Here is a 17047-nt window from a genome sequence, read left to right as displayed (position 1 = left end):
CCCTTGCGGCCACTGCCGGCGCCATGACTTTCCAGAAAGGCGGCAATGCCGTGGATGCGGCCTGCACCATGCTGGCCGCTACCTGCACCATGTGGGATGTGCTGAGCTGGGGCGGCGAAACGCAGGCGCTCATCTATAATCCCAAAACAAAAAAGGTGATCGCCATTAACGCCTTAGGTGTCGCGCCAACCGGTGCTACACCCAAGTACTTCAAGGACAAAGGCTATAACTTCCCGCCGGAGAACGGTCCGCTGGCCGCGACCACACCGGGCACAGCAGGCGGACTGATGCACATGCTGGCCAATTACGGAACGCTGAGCCTGGAAGAGGTACTGGCACCCGCTATGGAAATGGCAGCCGGCTACCCGATCGAAGCGCAGACAGCCAACAGCATGGAGAAGAATAAGGAGCTGATCAAGCAGTGGCCTTACAGCAAAAAAGTGTTTCTGACGCATCCGGGAGAGGAACGCGAAGCCCCGAATGCTGGGGAGATCTTCGTGCAAAAGGACCTGCTGCAGACGCTGACCAAACTGGTGGAAGCTGAGCGAGCAGCTTTAAAGCAAGGCAAAAGCCGCAAAGAGGCGATCATGGCGGCTTACGACCGCTTCTACAAAGGTGATATTGCCGAGGAGTTTGTGCGCGGCTCCAAGGAGCAGGGTGGTCTGATCACGATGCAGGACCTGGCCAAGTGGAAACCGATCGAGGAAGAGCCGATGATGGTGAATTACAAAGGCGTGGAAGTATACAAACTGCAGCAGTGGACACAGGGCCCAACCATGCTGCAGGCGCTCAACATCCTGGAAAACTTCGACCTGAAAGGCATGGGCTATAACAGCACCCGCTACATCCATACCCTGTACCAGGCCATGAACCTGTCTTTTGCCGACCGCGACTTCTATTACGGCGATCCTTACTTCAAACCGGAAGAGCCGATGAAGGGTCTGCTCAGTAAAGAATACGCCAAGCAGCGTGCCAGCCTGATCCAGTACAACAAGAACGACGCGACCATCGGCCCGGGCGACCCCTACCCTTTTGAGGTCGCAAGAACCCATACCTGAAAATGCTGAAGAAAAGAGGCTACGAACCTGACACGGTGCGCCGCAACTTTGCCCCTACCCATGACCAGCGCAGCGGTTCATCCATGGAGGATGCCGAATACCAGGACAGACTCTGGCGCGGCACCACCACCATCGAAGCGGCTGACAAAGAAGGTTGGGTGGTTTCGATCACCCCAAGCGGGGGCTGGCTTCCGGCTGTTATTGCGGGTAACACAGGTATAGGTATGAGCCAGCGCATGCAGAGCTTTGTGCTCGATGCAGAGCTGAATCCTTTCAATGTGGTGGAGCCGGGCAAACGTCCGCGGGTGACCCTCACCCCTTCCATGGCACTGAAGGATGGCAAACCCTACCTGTCTTTTGCGGTGCAGGGTGGCGATACGCAGGACCAGAACCTGCTACAGTTTTTCCTGAATGTGGTGGAGTTCGGCATGAACGTACAGCAGGCAGCCGAAGCAGCCAACTTCAACACCAACCAGCTCTGGCTTTCGCTGGGCGGCGCTAAGATCGACGACCGCAAGCCCAAGCCCGGCCACATCCTGCTCAACGAAAGCACGCCGGATGCAGTCCGCAATGAACTAAAGAAGATGGGCTATACCCTGAGCTTTGGCGATCGAACGAGTGGACCGATCAACGCCGTCTTCTTCGATTGGCAACACGGCAGCTTCTGGGGAGGCTCCAGCAACCACGGCGAAGACTACGGCATCGCCTGGTAAGGTATAGCTGCCACGCCATCAACGACAAAGCCCCTTCCAATCGAAGGGGCTTTTTTTTCACTAAATACCCAGATGTAGGTATTGGCGCAACCAATCCGGAATACTACCTTTGCCGCCTCTGAAAGCAAAATATTGTTTTTTCGATGATTTTATGTACCGCTACTCTTTGCATGTAGCATCGCCTTTTATTCCCGAATGCCTTTCCAGGCTATGATACACAGCTTACCCTTATTCTATTTACTCACCCTTATTCACTTTGCATGAATCGTAAAATTTACGCTTTAAAATTTGCGCTTGGTCTTAGCTTGCTGGTATCACCCTTTTTACCTGAATCAGCACAGGCACAGCAGCTAGGTATAGCCAACAGCAACTATGCAGGCACCAACAGCCTCTATACCAACCCATCAGCAATTGCTGATTCACGTCACAAATTCTTCCTGAGCCTGTTCTCAGCAGAGTCTGGAGCTTCAAACAACTACCTGCGCTACGATGCACCGATGTCGCTGTTCAAACTGGCCCGAACGGGCGAGGAGTTCAAGAGCGAGTATATCCAGGAGAACCTCAATGGCAAGCAGAAGCTCGTGATGGCAGGCGCTGACTTCCGAGGTCCTGCCCTGATGTTGCAGCTGAGTCCCCTGCACAGTATTGCCGTAACAACCCGTGTACGTGCCGCAGCGCAGGCCAACAACCTGTCAGAGGAAGTGGCACGCCTGTATAAAGTGGCAGACGGCGAAGACGACAGCTACCTGTATAAGCGCTACACTGGCAACAACATGAACCTCAATGTGAATGCCTTTTCAGAATTTGGCATCAGTTATGCACGCGTCGTGCTGGATCAGGGACCACACTTTGTGAAGGCCGGTATAACAGTGAAGCGCCTAAATGGCGGATCCTCTGCCTACCTGAACCTGGAAGACACTGATCTACAGGCTGAGGAGAGAACAAATGATGTAACCGGAGATGCCGAATACGTGGTGAAACTGGACAAAGTACATGCCCGCTATGGATATGCCGCTATGCCGGACTTTGACGCGGCCGAAAGCGGCGACCTCCTGGGCCTGTTATTCGGCAGCAAAAGCGCCGGCAATGGCTGGGGTACTGACCTGGGCTTTACCTACGAGTACCGCACCAACAACCCTGATTACCAGATCACCCGCAACGGGCAGGTGCTGACCGACGTGGAGCAGAACAAATACAAGTACCGCGTGGCGGTGTCCCTGATGGATGTCGGTAGCATCAATTACAACAACCCGGACCTGGTATGGGCCTACGACGTGAAGCGTACTAACAAGGAAGTCAACCTGACTGAGTTCGGCGACGCAGAAACTACGGAGGAAATGCTGGACTACCTGAACGAGCAACTGGACGTGAGCGAAAACGAAAAGACAACGTCTTTCCGTGCAGCCCTCCCAACTGCCCTGCACATCAACGTGGACTATCGCCTGACGCGCAACCTATACGCAAATGCCACCCTGATACAGGGCGTGCGCGGCAAGAATGCGACCGGCATGCGCCAGAACTCGTTGTTTGCCATTACGCCACGTGCTGAGTTCAGGAAGTTTGAAGTGGCCATGCCGGTTGCCTGCAAAACAATTACTCGGTACTGACTGTGGGGGCGATGGTGCGCTTCATGAATTTTTACATCGGTTCCGACAACATTGGTGGTGCCTTTAACCTGGGTAAGCCCTATGGCGCCAATGCCTATGTGGGCGTGTCGCTGCTGCCGCTTCTGAATCGTAACCCGAAAGAGAAGAAGGTGAGCACTCCTGTACAGTAAGCTGCCCAATTATTCCCGCATTGTATTTCCAAAAGCCCCGTAACCAGAAATTTACGGGGCTTTTGCTTTTAAGCCTAAACCCTACTTGCAGACAGGCAAAATTGAGAGTGGTAAATCCTGTTAAAAATTGGTTGTCCTTCCTATCAGGCTTTATTTATAAAATCCAATCAATTCGTTTAATTTTCAATATATAGTCGGATTTATATTTATCGCCATAACATAAGATACTCATAATCAACAGCTATCCTCTTCACTCACTCCGATAAAGTAGAAAAGCACGTCATATCAATTAAAGGACCTCTTGAAAACTCGCAATTAATTATTAGAAATAATCATAATCACCAAGAGTGATGCCAGCAGACCTATAGAATTAATACACTATTAAGACCCAAAAAAGGCCTAAATAATAAAAATAGTGCAAATACGATTTTAAATTTATTTTGTTTCAGAAGCCCGCACGAATTATATTAGCATCAGAATCAGTCTCCCAGCGGATCAGATTTGAACGTCCTTTATACCTACACTATGAAAAAACGGCCAAGGTATAAGCTATACCTGTAGTCGCCGCCTTTTACGAATTTTAGTACCTATTACCTTTTACAGTATGTACAGAAGGCTGACTGTCGCGCTGCTTCTGTGTAGCATGTTTGCTTGCCAGGGCGAGTTCAGAAAACCAGAGCATTCTCAAATCCAGCAACTGGAGGCGGGTCTGTTTCCTTCCCTTTCACTTCCAAAAAACACTGCCCCACAAGGCGTATCCAGCGGGTCTACCACAGGCGGTGTGGTTCCCTATTTAACTGCCCATGCAGCTTCTACTACTACAGGCAACGATGCAGATGCTGTGGAACAGCAGAGCATTTTCTACAATGTAGTGGCAGCGGATGGAAGCGTGGTGCAGCAGGAAGCGTTGCCTGGCTCTGCTTTCATAGATTTCGATGAGACGCTCCATGCGATTATGCAGCGCTATGACGTACCGGGGATTTCTGTCTCGATCACCCGAAACGGGGAACCGGTGTTTGTCCGGAGTTATGGCTACGCAGACAGGGAAAATGAAGAACTCGTGAGCGACCAGAGCCTTTTCCGGATTGCCAGTTTATCTAAACCCATCACAAGTGCCGGCATTCTCAAGCTGATTCAGGATGGCAAGTTGACATTGGCAGACAAGGTATTTGGTCCGGAAGGCATATTGGCTGACGAGTTTCCGGCCCTGCGGCTGACCCGAACATCGGGCTGATCACTGTCTACCACCTGCTCACGCATACCGCTGGCTGGAGCAACAGCGCAGGAGACCCCATGCTGGTTGAGTATGCCGCCACGGCCAGGGAGATCATAACCGAGCAGCTGCTGCATCGGGCGCTGGATCACCATCCCGGCCTGACGAACGCTTACTCCAACCTGGGTTATAGCATCCTGGGCAGGGTGATCGAAAAAGTGACAGGCAAGACCTACCAGGAATACATACAGGAAGACATACTGCAGCCTGCCAAGGTTGTCGGGATGCGCATTGCAGGTGATACGGAAGCGGAAAAAGCCCCTAAAGAGGTTAAATACTACCAACAAGAACACAGCCCCTATGCTTACAACATGACCCGCATGGACTCCCATGGCGGCTGGCTCTCAAGCACAGGCGACCTGATGCGCTTCATGGCCCTGATCGACCGCAACCCGGCTATACCTGATCTGATCAGTAGCAACCTGCTGCAGAGCACTTATTTTGGCGGCGATACCTGGACCCATTACGGTTCCCTGCCCGGCACTACGGCCGTACTCTCCAGGGTCAACGACGAGTATAGCTTTGTGGTGCTGGCCAACACCCGCTATAACCGGTCACCTAACCAGATAGCAGACGAGGTAACCGATGCCCTCAAGCTGAAGATCCTGTCCATGGAAAGCTGGCCTAACGGAACAGAGCAGCTGGCCTCTAACGACTAAAGGCACCAGGGGCAGAAGAAAGGCCCAGCACCGCCACAACCGGTCGGTGATCGGAGGCGTAGCTCTCAGGCACCACCCGATGCGATCGCACCGCAAGGCCGGATGATCGCGTAAAGGCGATATAGTCGATGATGCGGTCCGGCTTGTCCTGCGGGAAGGTGGCCTCGCACGCCGCCAGGCAGGTACGTTGAAACGTCTCGTCCAGCGTAGCGATGGCGGGACTGTCCGGGTAGTCATTAAGGTCACCAGCCAGGATAAAAGGCAGTTGATCGGCTGCGGCCACGGCAATGATGGTCTGTACCTGCTGCTGCCGGTTGGCGCTGCTCTGTATGTCGAGGTGGGTGCTGCCGAAGCGGATGCGCTGCCCGCCGGGCAATTGCACCGTGGCGACTGCCAGCACGCGGCCCTCGGCTTTCGGGCTATCCTCTTTAGGCAACTCCACCTTCCGGGTATCCGACAGCGGGTAGCGTGACAGGATCGCAACGCCATACTCCCCTCCCCCGAAATCAATCGCTTTCGCAAAATAGAAATGCATCCCCAGCATCGCTGCCAGTGCTTCCGCCTGGTGCACATTTCCTGATCGCGGAATGTGCACGTCCACTTCCTGCAGGGCCACCAGGTCCGGCTCTTCGCTCCGGATCACCCCGGCAATTGCTTCCAGGTCGATCACGCCTTTTTCCCCGGGCGGATTTGCATGGTGGATGTTGTAGCTCATGATACGCAGTTGCGACGCTGCCTTTTCGGTATTTTCGTCCCCCATACCCTGCGGTGATTTTGACACACAGGCTGTCAGCAGCACCGAGCAGAGCAGGAAGGTAAAATTGAATTCAAAAAGTCCATAGGTTCCGGTATAGTGGTGTAAATATAATCATCTGCCGGGGCTCCAGGCTAGCATTCACCCGCTCTTTTGAGGTGTAGCCTCCTCCAATATGTAACTTTACAGTATATAAGGTTGAATTTTTCAAATTATTCAATTTAATCTATATATTGGAGCATAATTCACCTAATACATACCTGTGCTATGAAACGCAAACTACAGATCACGGGGCGCGGAAAACTTTCCGTCTCGCCTGATATCATGATCCTTTCCTTCAGTGCAGTGGCACAGGAGTGGGAATACGACAAAACAGTAGATGCCCTCAACACTAAAGTAGAGGAACTGCGCAGCATCATTGAAGCACAGGGTATAAGCCGCAGCAGCCTCAAGACCAAGGACTTCGGGATCCGCAAAGAGACCCAGTGGAACCGCAAGACCGAGAAGTCTGACTTTCTTGGCTACAGCGCCACCCACCGCCTGGAACTGGAGCTGCCCCTTGACAAGGCACTCATCAACAAACTGCTCAGCCAGATCGCCAAAAAGCTGGACAGCCTGGACTTCAGCATCTCCTTCGGGGTGAAAGATGCCAGCGGGCACCAGCAGCAGCTGATCCTGCAGGCCATCGCCAAAGCCAAAGAGAATGCCGCCCTCATCGCCGAGGCCACCGAAGTGGAGCTGCGCGAGATCCTGGACATTGACTACTCCTACCGCGAACTCACCATTCGCTCGCAGCAGCACGACTACCCGGTGTATGACAGCCAGGTGCTGATGGAGGCCTCCGCCCCTGCCCCCGACTTTGAGCCGGACGACATCGATGTTGCCGAAACCGTGACGATCACCTGGCGGATTGGCTAAGTAACCATACATGAATCAGAACTGCGATGCGCCTATACCTGTATATCCCCTTGCTGTTCATGGCTTTAACAGCCTGCCAGACAAGCCACACTTCCAGCACGGCGGCTAGTACAGCGGAGGCCGGCGGACAAGCTATGACAAGCCCCGTTTCCCAGATTATCTTCCTGGACCTGGAGCTGAGCCGGGACAGCCTGACAAAGGAGAGCACGGTGAGATTGCTGAACAAAACAGTGACGGATGGCCGGATGAAAAACCTCGCACACCAGGGTCATGAAAACGGTTCCGGCGACCTGCAATGTTCCCTGCTAAGCTCAGCCGGACAGGTACTCTACAGCACCGCTATACCTGATCCGCTGGCCAACACCCTCGAATATGCCGCTGAATCAGGCGAGCTCCAGAAGAAAACCTTTCAGCTGAAACAGGCTACTTTCACCCTCAGGGCCCCCTATTACCCGGGCACAACCCATCTGCTCATCGAACAGCTACAGGAAGACAAACAACTTAAAGAAATCGCAAGACTGACGCTATGAAAAGGCTATTGACCACGGTATGGCTGGTGCTTTGCAGTGTACTGCTTGCCCAGGCACAGAAATTTGAAGTCGACACGATCCTCTACCACGGACCGTCGGACAAGTATATCAACTTTGTGTTTCTCGCGGACGGCTACCAGGCAAACGAGCTCGGCAAATACATAGAGGATGTGAAGGGCACCGTGGATGGAATCTTTGCCAAACCGCCTTTCAGGGAGAACAAAGTTTTCTTCAACGTTTTCGCCATCAAAGTACCTTCAAAACAAAGTGGTGCCAGTCACCCGGGCACTGCCAGTGATGAAAGCACCCAATCAGCCATTCCAATCGTCAAAGTAGACAACTACTTCGGCTCCACTTTTGACTACGGTGGAATACACCGCCTGCTCGTGCCAACCAATCACATGGCCATATCATCTGTACTCGCCAGCAATTTTCCGGAGTACGACCAGGTGTTTGTGCTCGTCAACAGTCCTTACTACGGCGGATCGGGCGGCGCTTATGCCACCAGCTCTACCAATGTTCAATCCAAAGAGATCGCCATTCACGAGATTGGCCACTCCTTTGCCAACCTTGCCGATGAATACTGGGCCGGTCCGCAGTATGCCCGTGAGCGGCCGAACATGACGCAGGTCTCCTCTCCTGAAACCGTGAAGTGGAAGCAGTGGCTGAACAACACGGGTGTGGGTATTTACCCCTATGAAGAGTCGCCTACCTGGTACCGGCCGCACCAGCGCTGCAGCATGCGTTACCTTTCCACGGCAAGCGAAGTCATTCATTTCTGCATGGTCTGCCACGATACGATCACGAAGCGAATCGCCAGCCTGATGAACCAGGTGACCATACCGGACAAGCCGGGCAAGATCAGCGGCCCAAGCCAGGTATGTGCCCAGCAGGATGCCGTGACCTACAGCATCAGTCCGGTGAGCGGCGCGGGTGCTATACCTGGACCGTGCCCGAAGGCTACCAGATCATACAAGGGCAAGGCACCACCACGATCAACCTGCGCATCGGCCCGAATAGCGGACAGATAGGAGTGGCGGCGCAGAACTTCAACGGACAATCCGCAAGCACATACCTGGACATACAGGTGCAAGCCATGCCGGTGGTGAAGGCCGGTCAGAATGAAAACGCCTGCCTGAAGCAAGGCTCATAGAGTTAAGTGGCTTTAGCCCGGCAGGGGGCGTCTGGTCGGGTATCGGAACGAAGCCGAATGGCATTTTTGATCCAGCTCTGGCAGGACTTGGCACACATCAGCTGACCTATACCTTTTCTGAGAATGGTTGCAGTGTCAGCGCCACCAAATCGATCACCGTCTACGAGTTCACAACCGTCAGCCTGGCTGACTTCCAGCAGGTGTGCTCTTCCACCACCAACTTCCAGTTGACAGGCGGATCACCGGCGGGCGGAACCTATGGCGGAAACCATGTGCAGAATGGCGTGTTCAATGCGGCGGAGGCCGGACCGGGTACACACCGCATCACCTATACCTACGCTAACGTCTGCTCCATCACAGTCGAAAAAGAGATCACGGTGAGTGTGTGCACCAACACAAACGAGGCTGAAGTGGCAACGGGCATACAGCTGTTCCCAAACCCCGCCAGCACGCTCGTCCAGCTCGAGGCACAGCTAACCGGCACCTCCGAGGCTAGCCTGCAGGTATATGACCCGACCGGCAAATTGATCTTCAGCCAGCAGGTGCACAGCCTGTCAGGTATACTGAAAGAAAAGCTCAACCTGAGCAAGCAGCCCAAAGGCATTTACCTGCTCAGGTTGAGCACGGAAAAAGGCCATGTAGACCGGAAGCTACTGTTGCAGTAAGCACGGCGCATATCGCCTGAACTAGCGACTCAGGTGCTCCCGCTCAGCAAGCTCAAACACCTCGTTTAAGTTATAGGTATGCACACCAGGCTGGGCGGCAATACCTGCGTTGATCATGGCTTGCGCCACTACCCTGTCTTCGTAAGGTTTGTACTTGCCGGCTATACCTAGTTTGTCGAGGAAGTGCATCACTTTATAGCCTATCTCTTCGCCGGTGCGGCTCTCCTGGCGGTCGCCGTGCAGCAGACCGGGCTGGATGATGCTGATGCTTTTGAATCCGAGTTTCTTCACGGCTTCCTCCAATGCTCCTTTCATGCGGGAGTAGAAGATCAGAGAACCCGGATCGGCACCGGAGGAAGACACCAGCACATAGGCCGGTACACCGTTCCGGGCAGCGGCTTCGGCAAATTTGTACTGGTAGTGGTAGTCTACTTTGTACTGCTCGTTCTGACCGCCTGCCTGCTTGAGCGTGGTGCCCAGTGTCGAGAAAAAGACATCGCCCTTCACCAGTTGCTGCCATTCTTCGGGCTTGTCAAAATCGATCAGATGCTCCTGCAGTTTCGTGTTGGTTATACCTAAGGAGCGGCGACCGAATACGATCACATTATTGAATCGATCATCTGCCAATAGCTGCTGTACCAGTTGTTTTCCCACCAGGCCGGTGGCGCCTATTACGAGTGCTGTTTTCATATCTTGGTTCGTATTTCTGTTCAACTATAATGCTATACCTGTTCGGGCTTGTTCGCGCCAGTCAGTCTCTCCGACACCTCCCAGAGTCTGCTCGCTATACCGGCTACTACCTGCGGATTCTTGCGGCCGGGTCTGCGTTTGTAATAGTACTGTCCATCCTGCCAGTCCTTGCCCGGCGTCGTGCTGATGAGCCAGATCAGGGTATCGGCTCCCTGTTCAGGAGAGATCATAAAAAAGCGCTTGACTGTTGACTCGTACAGCCACTTGACCGTGCTCCCTCCTTCCCGCGCAAAGCCAGTCTCCACTACCCCCGGGTGAAAAGAAGCGGCCCACACGCCTTTGAATCGTCTGCTGATCTCCGCAGCATGCAGTATGTTCATCTGCTTGGCTGCACCGTAGGCCCGGAAGCTTTTGTAGTTCTTTTCGCTTTCGAGGTCATCGAAGTTGATACGGCCCATCAGGTTAGCCGCGCTGGAGGTATTGATCACGATCGCTTTGGAGGCTTCCAGCCGTTCCCGTAGCAGGTGGGTCAGCAGGAAGCCGGACAGGTGATTTACCTGCAGCGTCATTTCGTGGCCATCTGCCGTCACCCGCCTGTCGGCGATGATCCCGCCCACGTTGTTGACCAGCACATCGATGCGGGGATACTGCTCCAGCAGCTTTTGCGCAAACGAACGTACTTCCGCAAAGCGGGTATAGTCCACCAGGTAGTAGTCGCAACCGATCTCTTCCGCCAGTTTTTTGGTTTCGGCAGAGCGCCCCGTGATCACCACCTGCGCTCCCCTTTGGCGCAGGATCCGGGCGGCCGCCGCGCCAATGCCGGAGCTTCCGCCTGTGATGACGATGGTTTTGCCGGTGAGGTCTTTTGTCATTGTTTCATCTTGCTTTACACTAATGCAGGTATGGGAATAACTATTAGCTAAGCATAACGAAAAAAGAGGATTTTTGGCTGAAAGAGGGCTTCATGCGTAGAGAGAGAAAACAGATAAAAAGGCATTACACCCCATGAAAAACGTCAAGACACTTGCCATCCTGAACACCGTGTTTTTTCTGCTGCACCTGGTGCCCTCGCAACTCACGCAGCTGGAGCTTTTCAATAGTCAGACCATTGGTGAGGTGTCGGCGAAATATCCGGCGCTTTTCACCCCGGCGGGCATCACCTTTTCGATCTGGGGCGTCATCTACCTGGCCCTCTCCGCCTTTTGCATTTACCACATCGTCAAAGCTTTTAAAGAACCGGCGCTGCACGAAGCCAATGTGGACCTGAAGCGGCTCGGTTTCCTCTTTATGCTCAACAACCTGGCCACCGGCGCCTGGACCATCGCCTGGGTACACGAGCGACTACTGCTCTCCGTGGCGCTGATCCTGATCCAGCTGGTCACGCTGCTGGCCATTCACATACGCCTGGGCATCTTTGACACGAGCCGCTCGGCAGCTTCCCGCTGGTTTACACAGGTGCCACTGAGCCTTTACTTTGGCTGGATCATCATTGCGATGGTTGCCAACATCAGCTCCGCTTTGGTGGGTTTAGGGTGGGATGGCTTTGGGGTGAGCGAAGGCATCTGGGCGATGATCATGATCGTAGCAGCGACCCTGATCGTGGTGTTCGTGGTCTTCAGCAGAACCAATCCTTTTGTGGGACTGGTCGGTGTCTGGGCGCTCTATGGCATCATCCTCAAACACCGTGAACTGAGTGCAGCGGAAAGCCCGCAGATCATCACCACCGCCTGGATCTGTCTGGCCCTTGTGGCCCTGGTGGTGTTACTGGTATTTTTCAGGTATGGGAAAGCGGTACAGCAACAGGTATAGCAATGTGCTACCTTAGTCAGCGACCAGTTCGACAACCAAATAGGCGAGCGAACCAGCCAACAACAAAGCGAGTGCAGTTTTAGGAGTCATAATAGTGGCCTTTAAGTGGAAAATATGAAAACAAAACCTTTTGGATTTATAAGGATAACCAACTAGTTTACAGAAGGTTTCTTAGCATAAGATGTAAGCCATTGAGACGGAGGCAACTAGAAAACTTCTTAGGTTGAGCTATTAGCAGGTCACAGTGCGTGCGGACAAGTTGGTGCATGCATCGTAACCGGTATCTGTGATTGTCAAGGACTGTGGAATAATACCTAGTCCCGGATGGTGAATTAGCAGGCAGTTACTCTTCTACTTCCACGATCATCTCTACTTCCACTGCCATGTTAAACGGAAGCGCATTGGTGCCTACTGATGTTCGTGCATGTTTGCCCTTGTCTCCAAAAACGGCGTTCATCACATCCGAAAACCCATTGATCACTTTCGGCTGGTCATAAAAGGTCGCGGCTGAATTCACATACCCGTTGACTTTCACGATACGCTTAACCCGCTTCAGGTCACCCAGCTCTCTTTTCAGTACCGCCAGTTGCTGCAGGCAACCAACTTAGCCGCCTCATAGCCCTGCTCCACGGTCAGGTCCTGGCCCAGCTTGCCCTTGATGTACTCCCCCTTGCTGTTACGCGGACCTTTGCCCGACAGGTAAATCAGGTTGCCAACTTTTACAGCGTCTACAAAACTGCCACCGGCAGCGGGTACTTCCGGCAATTGGATGTTTAACTGTGCTAACTTTTCTTCCGGAGATTGCGCAAAAGCCACAAACGTGGTAAAGAACATCAGGATCAGCAGTAGTGTTTTCATACCTGTAGGATAGGTTATCATTTCAGAATCAATTTAGGAGCATCAGAATTGCCTCCGCTCTGTCATTTCGACGATAGGAGAAATCTGGACGTGTTATGCAGTCACTTGAAGGATTACGAATTATACGCATCATACACATTCCAGGCCCACAGAATGAACGGGATGATGAAGGTCCACCAGAAAAAGAAAGTCAGAATCCCGCCAAAGATCCAGATGAATATTCCCTTCAGAATATGCCCTTTGATGAGCTGGCCTAATCCCGGTATGAAGAAAGAAATCAAGGCTGGGAAACTGTGTGTTTGCTTGTGCATATCGTTTGGCTTTATACCTAAAGTTATTAAAAATGAAGCGTGTAAACTGTCTATACCTTATCAGGCAGAAAAGATAACAATAAGATTCACAAATATTTTAAATAATCTATATTTTTCCTCCAAACATTCTACATATTTCCCTATCTTGAGCCTTTGTTTCAACACCGAGTACACCCTTACATGGCCAAGAAGAATACCCCTGCCGCTGCACCCAAAGCGGATATAGATTTTGAAAACGAACTCTGGAATGCCGCCAACGAACTGCGCGGCGCTGTAGCCGAGAACCAGTACAAAGATTACGTGCTGTCGCTGCTGTTCCTGAAGCACCTTTCCGAGCGTTTCGAAGTGCGCAAGCAGGAGCTGCAGCTTTCCTTTTTCGACCCGCAGAGCGACTACTATAACATAGAACAGCACGAGCAGACTGAAGTGCTGGAAGACGAGCTGGAGTACCAGGTAAAGAACGTATACCGCCTACCCCGCGAGGCAACCTGGGCCTACCTGCGCGAGAACGCCGAGCAGGACGACATCAAGGTGAAGGTAGACAAGGCCTTTGTGCTGATCGACGAGATCCTGAGCAAGCGCAACCCCGACTACAAAGGCGTGCTGGAGCCGATCTTTGTCAAAAGCCAGCTCTCCCCTACGCAGGTGGCCGGGCTTATCAACCTGTTCTCCAAAGAGAAGTTCTCCGAGATCAACAACCCCGAATCCGACATCTACGGCCGCGTGTATGAATACTACATCGGCAAGTTTGCCATGGCCGAAGGCTCCGGCGCGGGGCAGTTCTTTACACCGGGCTCGGTGGTGCGTTTGCTCGTGGAGATGCTCGAGCCGCTCAAGGGCCGCATCATGGACCTGGCTTGCGGTTCGGGCGGTATGTTTGTGCAGAGCCTCAAGTTTCTGCAGGCGCACGGTGGCGACAAGAATGACATCTCCATTTACGGGCAGGAGCGCTACGAAGGCACGCTGCGTCTGTGCAAAATGAATTTGCTGCTGCGCAACCTCTCTTTCGACGTGAAGTTGGGCGACTCGCTGCTGCAGGACCGCTTCCCCGACCTGAAGGCCGACTACGCCCTCATGAATCCGCCGTTCAACATCAGTAACTGGCACCCTGAGCTGCTGTCCGACAACGACCCGCGCCTCTTCGGGGCCAAAGATACCTTTACCACGCCCGGCAACGCCAACTACATGTGGTTCCAGACGCTGTGGCACCACCTCTCGGAGCGCGGCACGGCAGGCGTGGTGATGGCCAACGGCGCCATGACCACCGGAAGCGCCGGCGAAAAGAACGTGCGCGAGCACATGATACAGCAGGGCATGGTAGACTGCATTGTACAGATGCCCGACAAGCTGTTCCTGACCACCGGCATACCGGCCTGTTATCTTTATTTTGAGCAAGAACCGCGACGGCCGCGACGGCGAGCACCGCGAGCGCAAAAACGAGATCCTCTTTATTGATGCCCGCAAGCTGGGTACCATGGCTAGCCGCCGCCTGCGCGTGTTCGAAGATGCCGACGTGGCCCGCATTGCCGACACCTACCATACCTGGCGCAACATCGGCGGCAGCTACTCCGATACCGAAGGCTTCTGCAAGGCCGCTACCTTAGCCGAGGTGGCCGCCAACAATTACGTGCTCTCGCCGGGCCGCTACGTGGGCTCCGAAGCCGAGGAAGACGACGGCGTTCCGTTTGAAGAGAAGATGAAACTGCTAACCACCGAACTGGCCGCTCAATTTGAAGAAAGCGCCCTGCTGGAGAAGCGGATTCGGGAGAATCTGGAGGGGATTGGGTTTGGGTTGTAAACCGATTTAAAAGAAGAGCGCTTAAAACCTGGCGAAGAAACTGTATGAAAGAGTTGGTGCCATATAAAGAACTGATTGGGCAAATTGGGCATTTGCTAAAAAGCGGACGTGAGCAGGCAGGGCGTGCCATCAATACCATTCTGGTGCAAACCTATTGGCAAATTGGCAAACACATGTAGAGTTTGAGCAAGGCGGAAAGGAAAAAGCAGCCTACGGCTCAGATTTGCTTAACCAACTCTCCAGAGACCTGACGCTGGAATTTGGCAAGGGCTTCAGCCGCTCCAATCTGGTGTATATGCGCAAGTTTTACCTGGCTTTTTCAAAAAGTGAGACACTGTCTCACCAATTAAGCTGGAGCCACTACTTTGAAATATTAAAAGCCGATAACCAGTTGGAAATCAGTTTCTATACAAAGCAATGCGAAAAAGAAAACTGGAGCGTGCGAGAGTTGAAACGCCAAATGAAAAGCATGCTGTTTCACCGGTTGGCTTTAAGCAAGGACAAAGACGGCGTTTTGAAAATAGCGGAGCAGGGAGCCGAAGTTCAGAAAGCGGAAGACATTGTAAAAGACCCCTATGTATTTGAGTTTTTGGGCATACCGCAGCAGTACCACTACAAAGAGGGCGAACTGGAAGAGAAGCTCATTCAAAATTTAGAGCAGTTCCTGTTAGAGTTGGGTAAAGGCTTTGCTTTTATCGGGCGACAATATAAAATCAGTTTGGCTAACCGGCACTTCTACGTGGACCTGGTTTTCTACCACCGCATCTTGAAATGCTTTGTGCTGATTGACCTGAAAAGAGGCGAAATAGAACATAACGACATCGGCCAGATGAACCTATACCTGAACTACTTTGCCAAAGAAGAAAATGTGGAGGGAGATAACCCACCCATAGGCATTGTATTAGGGGCTTATAAAGACCATATCTTAGTGGAGTATGCTACTGAAAATATCAGTAAACAACTATTTGTAAGCAAATATCAACTATACCTGCCCGATAAAGCACAACTATCTGCTGAACTCGAAAGGCTATTAGATGATGATACAGGACTGTGACCTTAGCCGAATTGGCTGCTCAGTTTAAGGAAAGTGCCCTGCTGGAAAAGTGGACTCGGGAAAATATGGAGGGGATTGGGTTTGGGTAGTAAGTACTTAGTAACTATCAACTAATTTAAAAATTGGCAATGAAATTATACCTAAAGAGTGTAGTTAAGCAACTAAAAGAATTTAGTGCTACACTAGATAAAACGGCTATTTTAATTGATAAGCCATGGGCTATGATTGATGAAGATCAGCAAATGCAAAAGCTTTATTTTTAAAAAGAATCATGATCTTATTCTATCAAGAAATGGTCAGGTTCAAATGGGTAAATGGGAGTATTTACGGGAAGCAAGGTCACTAATTATAGATAGAGGAAATGACAAAATTCTCTGCAATGAAGCTTTCATTGATAAAGGTGTGATGATATTAAGGTTAGATGGAACAGATAATCAATTTTTTGTTCTGACTAATGAAAATGTGGTTCAAGACTTAGATGCAAATCGGTACTTAAAAGAGTTGCGTTACCAAAACCTAAAACTGATTGAAAGTAAATTATCAGATGGTAGAATACTGGAGGTTAAGCGTCAAGATACATACTATCAATATCCTAGAGTTGGCGATTCAGTTTCAATTGAAGCTGAGGAGATAGAAGATGGAAAATATAAGATGAAGGATAAGAAGATTTATAAAACAAAGGACAGCAGGATTATCAAAATCTTAACTGAAACCACTTATTCTAATCCTGACGGTGTTGAAATAGTCATAGAACAGAAATATCCTGATTACATAACTGTAGGAGATAATGTATTCATATATGGGCAAAAAGCTAAGGATGGCCTTTTAAACTATTCTAAAAGCAAATTTATGGTTATTCAGAATGGCAAGTTCATAGATTTTGAAAGAAAGAATCCATTACTGAAATCTATTTCAAGAAGCTTGGCAAACTTATTTGGCGGGTAGTATTTGATTAGTAAAAATTAACTTCTCGTAAGAAGTATCCCCATTTTTAATATTTCCTTATCTAATTTATTCATTATTTTTT

Annotated in this window: 22 protein-coding genes and 1 pseudogene; 16 read left to right on the top strand and 7 right to left on the bottom strand. The window is 51.5% G+C overall.

Annotation, left to right across the window (positions count from 1 at the left end; genetic code table 11):
* Nucleotides 1-1771, top strand: a pseudogene (locus tag O71_RS19950) (gamma-glutamyltransferase family protein); the annotation flags it as partial.
* On the opposite strand, the gene O71_RS24150 reads toward O71_RS19950, so the two are convergent.
* Nucleotides 1753-1899, bottom strand: a complete 147-nt coding sequence (locus O71_RS24150; RefSeq protein WP_155801035.1) for a hypothetical protein — start codon at nt 1897-1899, stop codon at nt 1753-1755. The pseudogene O71_RS19950 and the gene O71_RS24150 sit on opposite strands and share 19 nt — an antisense overlap.
* 177 nt (nt 1900-2076) lie before the next feature.
* Between O71_RS24150 and O71_RS19945 the strand changes: the two genes are divergently transcribed.
* From O71_RS19945 to O71_RS22245, 4 genes are all read left to right on the top strand, one after another.
* Nucleotides 2077-3378: a DUF5723 family protein gene (locus tag O71_RS19945; RefSeq protein WP_007660708.1), complete on the top strand. Its 1302-nt coding sequence runs from the start codon at nt 2077-2079 to the stop codon at nt 3376-3378.
* Nucleotides 3379-3380: 2 nt separating this feature from the next.
* A complete protein-coding gene (locus tag O71_RS24145; RefSeq protein ID WP_155801034.1) occupies nt 3381-3548 on the top strand; it encodes a hypothetical protein in 168 nt (55 codons plus the stop codon).
* 643 nt (nt 3549-4191) lie between these two features.
* Nucleotides 4192-4782, top strand: a complete 591-nt coding sequence (locus O71_RS26775; protein ID WP_051017831.1) for a serine hydrolase — start codon at nt 4192-4194, stop codon at nt 4780-4782.
* Nucleotides 4773-5480: a serine hydrolase domain-containing protein gene (locus tag O71_RS22245; protein WP_081490549.1), complete on the top strand. Its 708-nt coding sequence runs from the start codon at nt 4773-4775 to the stop codon at nt 5478-5480. The genes O71_RS26775 and O71_RS22245 overlap by 10 nt, the downstream gene beginning before the upstream one ends.
* On the opposite strand, the gene O71_RS19935 is transcribed toward O71_RS22245, so the two are convergent.
* On the bottom strand, nt 5470-6240 hold the full coding sequence (locus O71_RS19935; RefSeq protein ID WP_155801033.1) for an endonuclease/exonuclease/phosphatase family protein: 771 nt from the start codon (nt 6238-6240) through the stop codon (nt 5470-5472). The genes O71_RS22245 and O71_RS19935 overlap by 11 nt on opposite strands.
* Before the next feature lie 261 nt (nt 6241-6501).
* Between O71_RS19935 and O71_RS19930 the strand changes: the two genes are divergently transcribed.
* From O71_RS19930 to O71_RS19915, 5 genes are all read left to right on the top strand, one after another.
* Nucleotides 6502-7152 (top strand): SIMPL domain-containing protein, encoded by a 651-nt coding sequence (locus O71_RS19930; protein WP_007660701.1) that lies wholly within the window; start codon nt 6502-6504, stop codon nt 7150-7152.
* Between the two features lie 59 nt (nt 7153-7211).
* Nucleotides 7212-7682, top strand: a complete 471-nt coding sequence (locus O71_RS19925) for a hypothetical protein (RefSeq protein WP_192811717.1) — start codon at nt 7212-7214, stop codon at nt 7680-7682.
* Nucleotides 7679-8713 carry a M64 family metallopeptidase gene (locus O71_RS19920; RefSeq protein ID WP_007660697.1) on the top strand — a complete coding sequence of 345 codons (1035 nt, stop codon included), beginning with the start codon at nt 7679-7681 and terminating at the stop codon, nt 8711-8713. The genes O71_RS19925 and O71_RS19920 overlap by 4 nt, the downstream gene beginning before the upstream one ends.
* Nucleotides 8632-8835: a hypothetical protein gene (locus tag O71_RS26770; RefSeq protein WP_155801032.1), complete on the top strand. Its 204-nt coding sequence runs from the start codon at nt 8632-8634 to the stop codon at nt 8833-8835. Before O71_RS19920 ends, O71_RS26770 begins: the two co-directional genes overlap by 82 nt.
* A gap of 200 nt (nt 8836-9035) precedes the next feature.
* The gene (locus O71_RS19915; protein ID WP_007660695.1) at nt 9036-9500 is read left to right on the top strand and encodes a T9SS type A sorting domain-containing protein; all 465 of its coding nucleotides are present in this window, start codon (nt 9036-9038) and stop codon (nt 9498-9500) included.
* 21 nt (nt 9501-9521) lie between these two features.
* Here O71_RS19915 and O71_RS19910 read toward each other — a convergent pair whose 3' ends face one another.
* The gene (locus O71_RS19910; RefSeq protein ID WP_007660693.1) at nt 9522-10190 is read right to left on the bottom strand and encodes an NAD(P)H-binding protein; all 669 of its coding nucleotides are present in this window, start codon (nt 10188-10190) and stop codon (nt 9522-9524) included.
* 32 nt (nt 10191-10222) lie between these two features.
* A complete protein-coding gene (locus O71_RS19905) occupies nt 10223-11062 on the bottom strand; it encodes an SDR family NAD(P)-dependent oxidoreductase (protein WP_007660691.1) in 840 nt (279 codons plus the stop codon).
* Nucleotides 11063-11195: 133 nt separating this feature from the next.
* Between O71_RS19905 and O71_RS19900 the strand changes: the two genes are divergently transcribed.
* Nucleotides 11196-11999 carry a hypothetical protein gene (locus O71_RS19900; protein WP_007660690.1) on the top strand — a complete coding sequence of 268 codons (804 nt, stop codon included), beginning with the start codon at nt 11196-11198 and terminating at the stop codon, nt 11997-11999.
* A 343-nt stretch (nt 12000-12342) separates the two neighbouring features.
* Here O71_RS19900 and O71_RS27615 read toward each other — a convergent pair whose 3' ends face one another.
* The 3 genes from O71_RS27615 to O71_RS19890 all read right to left on the bottom strand — a co-directional run bounded on the left by O71_RS27615 (nt 12343) and on the right by O71_RS19890 (nt 13168).
* On the bottom strand, nt 12343-12537 hold the full coding sequence (locus tag O71_RS27615; protein WP_369751002.1) for a RidA family protein: 195 nt from the start codon (nt 12535-12537) through the stop codon (nt 12343-12345).
* Nucleotides 12538-12572: 35 nt separating this feature from the next.
* Entirely contained in the window at nt 12573-12857 is a 285-nt protein-coding gene (locus tag O71_RS27610; protein WP_369751001.1) for a RidA family protein, read from the bottom strand.
* A 113-nt stretch (nt 12858-12970) separates the two neighbouring features.
* A complete protein-coding gene (locus O71_RS19890) occupies nt 12971-13168 on the bottom strand; it encodes a hypothetical protein (RefSeq protein ID WP_007660689.1) in 198 nt (65 codons plus the stop codon).
* A gap of 180 nt (nt 13169-13348) precedes the next feature.
* Between O71_RS19890 and O71_RS19885 the strand changes: the two genes are divergently transcribed.
* The 5 genes from O71_RS19885 to O71_RS19875 all read left to right on the top strand — a co-directional run bounded on the left by O71_RS19885 (nt 13349) and on the right by O71_RS19875 (nt 16965).
* Nucleotides 13349-14623 carry a class I SAM-dependent DNA methyltransferase gene (locus O71_RS19885; RefSeq protein WP_237717923.1) on the top strand — a complete coding sequence of 425 codons (1275 nt, stop codon included), beginning with the start codon at nt 13349-13351 and terminating at the stop codon, nt 14621-14623.
* Nucleotides 14556-14966: an N-6 DNA methylase gene (locus O71_RS26120; RefSeq protein WP_237717922.1), complete on the top strand. Its 411-nt coding sequence runs from the start codon at nt 14556-14558 to the stop codon at nt 14964-14966. Before O71_RS19885 ends, O71_RS26120 begins: the two co-directional genes overlap by 68 nt.
* 44 nt (nt 14967-15010) lie before the next feature.
* Nucleotides 15011-15145, top strand: a complete 135-nt coding sequence (locus O71_RS26765) for a hypothetical protein (protein WP_255345440.1) — start codon at nt 15011-15013, stop codon at nt 15143-15145.
* Nucleotides 15121-16020, top strand: a complete 900-nt coding sequence (locus O71_RS19880; protein WP_202800250.1) for a YhcG family protein — start codon at nt 15121-15123, stop codon at nt 16018-16020. The genes O71_RS26765 and O71_RS19880 overlap by 25 nt, the downstream gene beginning before the upstream one ends.
* Nucleotides 16021-16248: 228 nt before the next feature.
* A complete protein-coding gene (locus O71_RS19875) occupies nt 16249-16965 on the top strand; it encodes a hypothetical protein (protein WP_007660687.1) in 717 nt (238 codons plus the stop codon).
* The last annotated feature ends 82 nt before the right edge of the window (nt 16966-17047 follow it).

The organism is Pontibacter sp. BAB1700 (genome assembly GCF_000277005.1).
In the GTDB taxonomy this organism is placed as follows: domain Bacteria; phylum Bacteroidota; class Bacteroidia; order Cytophagales; family Hymenobacteraceae; genus Pontibacter; species Pontibacter lucknowensis.
Note: the sequence above shows the minus strand (reverse complement) of the source record. Positions and strands in the feature narration are given on the sequence as shown.

Bases quoted from the DNA above. Each gene is read 5' to 3' on its own strand.
- O71_RS26775 (WP_051017831.1), top strand. From the start codon at position 4,192: ATGTTTGCTTGCCAGGGCGAGTTCAGAAAACCAGAGCATTCTCAAATC.
- O71_RS26765 (WP_255345440.1), top strand. From the start codon at position 15,011: ATGAAAGAGTTGGTGCCATATAAAGAACTGATTGGGCAAATTGGGCAT.
- O71_RS19905 (WP_007660691.1), bottom strand. From the start codon at position 11,062: ATGACAAAAGACCTCACCGGCAAAACCATCGTCATCACAGGCGGAAGC.
- O71_RS27610 (WP_369751001.1), bottom strand. From the start codon at position 12,857: ATGAAAACACTACTGCTGATCCTGATGTTCTTTACCACGTTTGTGGCT.
- O71_RS19920 (WP_007660697.1), top strand. From the start codon at position 7,679: ATGAAAAGGCTATTGACCACGGTATGGCTGGTGCTTTGCAGTGTACTG.
- O71_RS19885 (WP_237717923.1), top strand. From the start codon at position 13,349: ATGGCCAAGAAGAATACCCCTGCCGCTGCACCCAAAGCGGATATAGAT.
- O71_RS19910 (WP_007660693.1), bottom strand. From the start codon at position 10,190: ATGAAAACAGCACTCGTAATAGGCGCCACCGGCCTGGTGGGAAAACAA.
- O71_RS19900 (WP_007660690.1), top strand. From the start codon at position 11,196: ATGAAAAACGTCAAGACACTTGCCATCCTGAACACCGTGTTTTTTCTG.
- O71_RS19925 (WP_192811717.1), top strand. From the start codon at position 7,212: ATGGCTTTAACAGCCTGCCAGACAAGCCACACTTCCAGCACGGCGGCT.
- O71_RS19930 (WP_007660701.1), top strand. From the start codon at position 6,502: ATGAAACGCAAACTACAGATCACGGGGCGCGGAAAACTTTCCGTCTCG.
- O71_RS19935 (WP_155801033.1), bottom strand. From the start codon at position 6,240: ATGGGGGACGAAAATACCGAAAAGGCAGCGTCGCAACTGCGTATCATG.
- O71_RS19875 (WP_007660687.1), top strand. From the start codon at position 16,249: ATGAAGATCAGCAAATGCAAAAGCTTTATTTTTAAAAAGAATCATGAT.
- O71_RS19890 (WP_007660689.1), bottom strand. From the start codon at position 13,168: ATGCACAAGCAAACACACAGTTTCCCAGCCTTGATTTCTTTCTTCATA.